The sequence below is a fragment of the Leptotrichia sp. oral taxon 879 str. F0557 genome (genome assembly GCF_000469385.1).
Taxonomy (GTDB): Bacteria; Fusobacteriota; Fusobacteriia; order Fusobacteriales; family Leptotrichiaceae; genus Leptotrichia; species Leptotrichia mesophila.
Genome location: NZ_KI271314.1, coordinates 1 through 5,920, shown reverse-complemented (window position 1 = coordinate 5,920; position 5,920 = coordinate 1). Strand labels below are relative to the sequence as shown.

Annotated in this window: 4 protein-coding genes and 1 tRNA gene; all 5 read left to right on the top strand. The window is 29.6% G+C overall.

The window, feature by feature from the left end; genetic code table 11:
* The first annotated feature begins 523 nt into the window (after positions 1-523).
* The 5 genes from HMPREF1552_RS04680 (at position 524) to smpB (ending at position 5,776) form a co-directional block, all read left to right on the top strand.
* Positions 524-1,630, top strand: coding sequence for a hypothetical protein (locus HMPREF1552_RS04680; protein WP_021743945.1), 1,107 nt, complete (start codon positions 524-526; stop codon positions 1,628-1,630).
* 146 nt (positions 1,631-1,776) lie between these two features.
* Positions 1,777-1,862 (top strand) — tRNA-Leu (locus tag HMPREF1552_RS04675).
* A 320-nt stretch (positions 1,863-2,182) separates the two neighbouring features.
* Positions 2,183-2,758, top strand: a complete 576-nt coding sequence (yqeK, locus tag HMPREF1552_RS04670; protein WP_021743944.1) for a bis(5'-nucleosyl)-tetraphosphatase (symmetrical) YqeK — start codon at positions 2,183-2,185, stop codon at positions 2,756-2,758.
* Between the two features lie 267 nt (positions 2,759-3,025).
* Positions 3,026-5,302 carry a ribonuclease R gene (gene rnr / locus HMPREF1552_RS04665; RefSeq protein WP_021743943.1) on the top strand — a complete coding sequence of 759 codons (2,277 nt, stop codon included), beginning with the start codon at positions 3,026-3,028 and terminating at the stop codon, positions 5,300-5,302.
* A 24-nt stretch (positions 5,303-5,326) separates the two neighbouring features.
* The gene (gene smpB / locus HMPREF1552_RS04660) at positions 5,327-5,776 is read left to right on the top strand and encodes an SsrA-binding protein SmpB (RefSeq protein WP_039889111.1); all 450 of its coding nucleotides are present in this window, start codon (positions 5,327-5,329) and stop codon (positions 5,774-5,776) included.
* Positions 5,777-5,920: the final 144 nt, after the last annotated feature.

Genomic DNA, 5,920 nt, shown 5'->3' with positions numbered 1-5,920 from the left:
TCAGGAGTAGTAGCAACTATTACTAAATAGTTTTTTGTAAGAAACTTTCTTAAATAATTAGTAAATATCTTTTAATTATTTGATGTTATTTTTAATAAATAAAGTTATTTATAATCAAAACATAATAAAAATAGCACTTAATTAAATTAATAAAAAAATTTTTATTAATTTATTCGTAGTGCTATTGTTTTTTTAAAAATATGAGGTATACTTAATATAGGAATTATTAAGTGTTGGATTACACTATGTAACAAAAAAATATTAAAATGTCTTATACATCTTACATTCAGAAATAAATAGCTCAATAATAGTACTTGTATCTGAGTTTTAAGACAGTTTACTCAGATAAACAGAGTATATTTTGTAAAAAACTTTTTAATTAAAATCTCTATATTTATTAAATGTGATTTTAATAAAATATCTTTTTTTTAAAAAAACTTTACAAATCCATATTATTGTGCTAAAATTAGCTGTGAATTGTTAAGATGTATATTTGTTAAAATTATTTTTAGGAGGAAAAACAATGAAAAAATTATTAGGATTATTAGCATTAGCAGTAGTATCTAATTTCGCTTTAGCGGATAAAAGTCAAGATACTTTAAAAGAATTTCATTTCTCTAGCGAATATAGAGGATCATACACAGATAAGAAAAATAATACTGGAAATGGATTAGGAATCGCTGGATTTAGAAAAGACAATCAAGAAAAAATCAGATGGAGAAATGCTTTTGGTGGAGATTTACAATTAGTAGACGAAGGAAACTTAGGATTAAGATTTGACTTTCAAAATGACCAAGACAGAGTGAGAAATGATTTTGATTATGTAACTAGAACTAATGACAAAGGAACTTATGATAAATCTCAAACTTGGGAAAACAATATTGCATTATACAAAGATGTAACATTAGGTAATTGGACTGCTGCTTGGGATTTAGGATGGAAATATAAATCTACAAGTGGAAAAGGTGTTTATGGAGGACATAGAGGAACATCAAATGAATTCTATGTAGGACCAGCGTTTGGACTTAACTTGTTAGGATTCAACTTCAAAGGTAAATCTCAATTAGTTTACTTTGATCAAGCTGGAGGAAAATCTGCAGATAATGCATGGGCCGGTAATGATTTCAGAAAAGAAAAAGTATCTGGATGGGGAGCTAACTTTGATTTAGAAACTGGTGGTAAATTACTTGATAATGCTGCTGGAAACTTTAAATACTATGTAAACTTAAATAATCATCTAAGAGATGCTAAAGGTAAATTAAAAGAAACTGGAAAAGATGCAAAATCTACTGTATACTTAGATTATGCAGTTGGAGCAAACTACAATACACCTTCATTAGCAGGAGTTTACGGATTGGTTAATCTTGAAAATGAATGGGAAAGACAAACAGCTAGACATGGATTCCAAAACAATTTCTCAGTATGGACTGGATTAGGATACAAAAAAGGAATTGACCTTCCAGTAGGAAAATTAACTATAAATCCAGAAGTTAAATATAGAGTTGTTAATAAAGAAACTGTTAAAGGTGTATATAACGATGGACGTTACTACAATAGTAACAGAGAACAATATACAAGAGAATATAATGAATTAAGAGCTGGAGTAAAAGTTGGTTTAGAAGTTAAATAGTTACTTAATTATTCAGAATGATTCATAGAAAGAGAGATGAGATATTTTTTCATCTCTTTTTTGTTAAAAAATTTGAAAAATTGAAAAAATAAGTTGACAAAAATTCAAAAATATATTATACTAATCAAGTAACATTAAATCTATATGCCCGAGTGGTGAAATTGGTAGACGCAACGGACTCAAAATCCGTCGATTTTATATCGTGCCGGTTCGACTCCGGCCTCGGGCACCAATAATATAATAAATTTTTTCATAATAAATTGCACTCTATACTCCTAGAGTGTTTTTTATTTATAAATTAATTTATTTCATTACATTTTATTTAAATCTTTTCAAAATATATCTCAATTCCTCTAATCCTTAATTTCTTGTTTTTTTCTTTCTAGTGTAGTATAATAATGTCAATAGATGTTGATTTATAGTTATGTTCAAAAATTAGAGTAAAAATATGTAAAAGTAAAGGATTGGCTGTAGAGAAGGCTAATCTTTATTCTTGATTTAAGCTGGAATTACTATATTTGAAAATTGTTGTAAATTAGGGGAAGTGGTATTATGAATATAGAAGTAATTAAGAAGAATGTAAAAAAATATTTGGATGAAAAAAGATACGATCATGTGGAAAGAGTTGCTAAATGTGCTGTAGAACTTGCAAAAATTTATAATGTAGATGTGGAAAAAGTTGCAGCTTCAGCTTGGCTTCATGATGTGGCAAAATTTTTTGACTTGTCAGTTATGATTGACTTGACGAAGGGGAAATATCCTGAAGTAGAGGATAAGATGTCGAAGTCTACAGCTGTGCTTCATGGATTTGCAGGAGCTGAGTTTGTACGGCAAAATTATGACTTGTTTGGAATTGATGATGAAGAAATTTTGGATGGAATAAAATATCATACGATTGGTAAAGAAAATATGAGTACTCTTGCTAAGATTGTTTATCTTTCAGATGCGATTGAGGAAGGGAGAAGCTGGGAAGGTGTAGAAACAGCTAGAGAACTTGCAAAAACTGATTTAGATAAAGCAATAAAATTTGAAATTGAGGAAAAATTGAAATATTTACTTTCGAAGGATTCAATTATTCATCCCAATATTATAAAATTTAGAAATTCAATAATAGCAAATCAACTCTAAAATTAAAAAAATCAAATTTAATCTAAAAAATAAAAATTGATTTAAAATATATCTGAAATTTTATTATTTTCTCAATATATAGGTATATTTTGTTAGAATTTTATAATTTAGACTAATACTAAATTTCATTAAAAAATACAAATTATATTAATTATAAGAAGTTTCAATACTTGACTTGTTAGAATAATGTAGTTCAAAATTTATGAAGTATCTGATTTAAATGAAGAATAGTATAATTTGATGTATTGAATAAGACAGAGGTAAAATATGGGAAATAAACAAAAGAAAGAAAAACATAAAAATATTGAAAATAACGATAAAAATTTTCATAAAGGAAAAAAATTTAGTGGAAAAAATTACAATATAAAAAAAGAAAATGAAAAAACTCGGAAAATGGAACTCAAGGAAGAGCGTGAATTAAAATATTTGCGACAAGTACTAGCAGAGTATGAGTTTACTTTTCAGAAAATATTGCAGTTGCTGGAATGGAGCCAGAAAAAACGGAAAATGTATAAGCAACTTTTAAATGCATGGGAAGAAAGTGGCGATATTTATTTGAAAAGGAATGGAAGATATACCTTGCCTGAGAAGGAAGGGTTTGTGAAAGGGGAAATTTCTATTTCTAACGGAAATTTCGGATTTCTTGATATTAATGGAGAGGCTAGCGTCTTTATTCCTGGAGCTTATTTGAATACAGCTATGAATGGAGATACTGTTTTGGTACGTATTTTGAAGGAAAGTTCAGATGGAAAGAAACGTGAAGGAGAAGTTTACAAAGTTGTAAAAAGAAATCGGGATGTTATTGTTGGCGTTTTTGAGCATAATTTAAGTTTTGGCTTTGTGCGTCCAAGAAATTCTTCGAAGGATATTTATATTCCGAAAAAATTGATAAAAGGTGCAAAAACTGGAGATTTAGTGGCTGTAAAGGTGGATTTTTGGGGAGATGAGGAAAGAAAGCCTGAAGGAGAGATTGTAAGTGTTCTGGGAAGTCCTAAGGATACAGAGGCACTAATTTCATCATTGCTTTTGAATGAAGGAATTGAGGAGAAATTTCCAAATGAAGTCTTGCAGGAACTGGACAAAATTGATGAAGATTTTTCGGAAGAACTAAAAAATCGAAAAGATTTGAGACATCTTGACATTATTACAATTGATGGCTCTGATGCGAAAGATTTGGATGATGCAGTTTATGTGGAAAAAACAGAAGATGGGTATAAACTTTTTGTAAGCATTGCCGATGTTTCTTACTATGTACGGGAAAATAGCGAGATTGATACAGAAGCATTGAAGCGTGGAAACTCAATTTATCTTGTAGACAGGGTAATTCCTATGTTGCCAAGAAAATTGTCAAATAATTTATGTTCACTTAATCCGAATGAGGATAAGCTAACTTTTACTGTAGAAATGGATTTGGATAAAAAAGGTAAAGTTGTAAGAAATGATTTTTACAAATCGGTTGTAAAATCAAAATACAGAATGACTTATGAAAATGTAAATACAATTTTGGAAAAAAATGAAGCATCTGAAGAATACAAAGGTCTTTATGACAAATATAGAAAAATTGATGAAATGCTAAAAAATATGCTGGAATTATCTAAAATCATCAGAAACAACAAAAAGAGACGTGGGAGCATTGATTTTGAATTACCTGAGATAAAGGTAATCTTAGATGAAAATAAGGCCGTAAAGGACATTGTATTGCGTTCTAGAGGGGAAGCTGAAAGAATTATTGAAGACTTTATGGTTATTGCAAATGAAACTGTGGCGGAAAAACTTTTCTGGGAAGAAATTCCAGCAATTTACAGAGTCCACGAAGATCCTGACAAGGCGAAAGTTCAAGCGTTAAATGAAACACTGATAAAATTTGGATATTCCCTAAAAGGATTGGAAGAAATGCATCCTGGCAAATTCCAGAACATAATAGAAAGAACGACAGGACTGCCAGAAGGGTATTTGATTCACAAACTGATTTTACGGGCAATGCAGCGTGCAAGATATGCCAACAAAAATCTGGGACATTTTGGTCTTGCTTCTAAATATTATCTGCACTTTACATCACCGATACGTCGTTATTCTGACTTAATTGTTCATAGAATGCTTGGACGTTCGATTGAAAAATTTATGAACGAAAAAGAAAAGGCTAAATATGGAGCTAATTTTGAAGCAATTGCCTCAAGTATTTCGAGAACGGAAAGAATAGCGGATAAACTGGAAGAAGACAGTGTAAAAATCAAGTTGATTGAGTATATGCAAGATAAAATTGGACAAGTTTATATTGCTAGACTTAGCGGGATGAATAAAAATAAGATATTTATGGAACTGGAAAATCACATAGAAGTGGTTTACAATGTTACAACAGCACGTGATAACTTTATTTATGATGAGGAAAACTTTAAAATTGTAGATAAAAGAAATAATGAGTCCTACACTATGGGAAATACAATGAAAGTAAGTGTTGTAAGTGCAAGTTATACAAAAATGGAAATTGAGGTCATACCTTATGTGGAAGAAAGAGTAAAAATTGAGGAAATAGAAGAAGAATAAAAGAAAACATTGGAAGGAGGGAAAATGCCAGTATTAGCTAGGAATAAAAAGGCTTTTCACGATTATTTCATAGAAGACAAGCTGGAAGCAGGTATTGAACTTGTAGGAACGGAAGTAAAATCGGTGAAAGCTGGAAAAGTCAGCATAAAAGAAAGTTTTATAAGAATTATACGGGATGAAGTTTTTGTGATGAATATGCATATTACGCCTTATGAATTTGGGAATATTAATAATGTTGCAGAATCTCGTGTAAGAAAATTGCTTTTGAATAGACGTGAAATAAAAAAATGGAGTGAAAAAATCAAAGAACAAGGCTACACTATTGTTCCAATTTCAGTTTATACAAAGCAAAGGCTTGTAAAAATGGAAATAGGGCTGGCAAAAGGTAAAAAGATGCATGATAAGAGGGAATCATTGAAAAGAAAAGACATTGACAGGGATATGAAGAAAATTCAAAAGAATTTTGGAAGATAAATTTTTATAAAAGTATTATCTACCAGATTTGTTTAGTAATCTTGTATTTAATGAAAAATAAAGAGGTGTTTGTAATTTGAAAAAATATTTAAGAAATACGTAATAGATATTCATAGATTGTATAATATATTGCGACAAACTAAA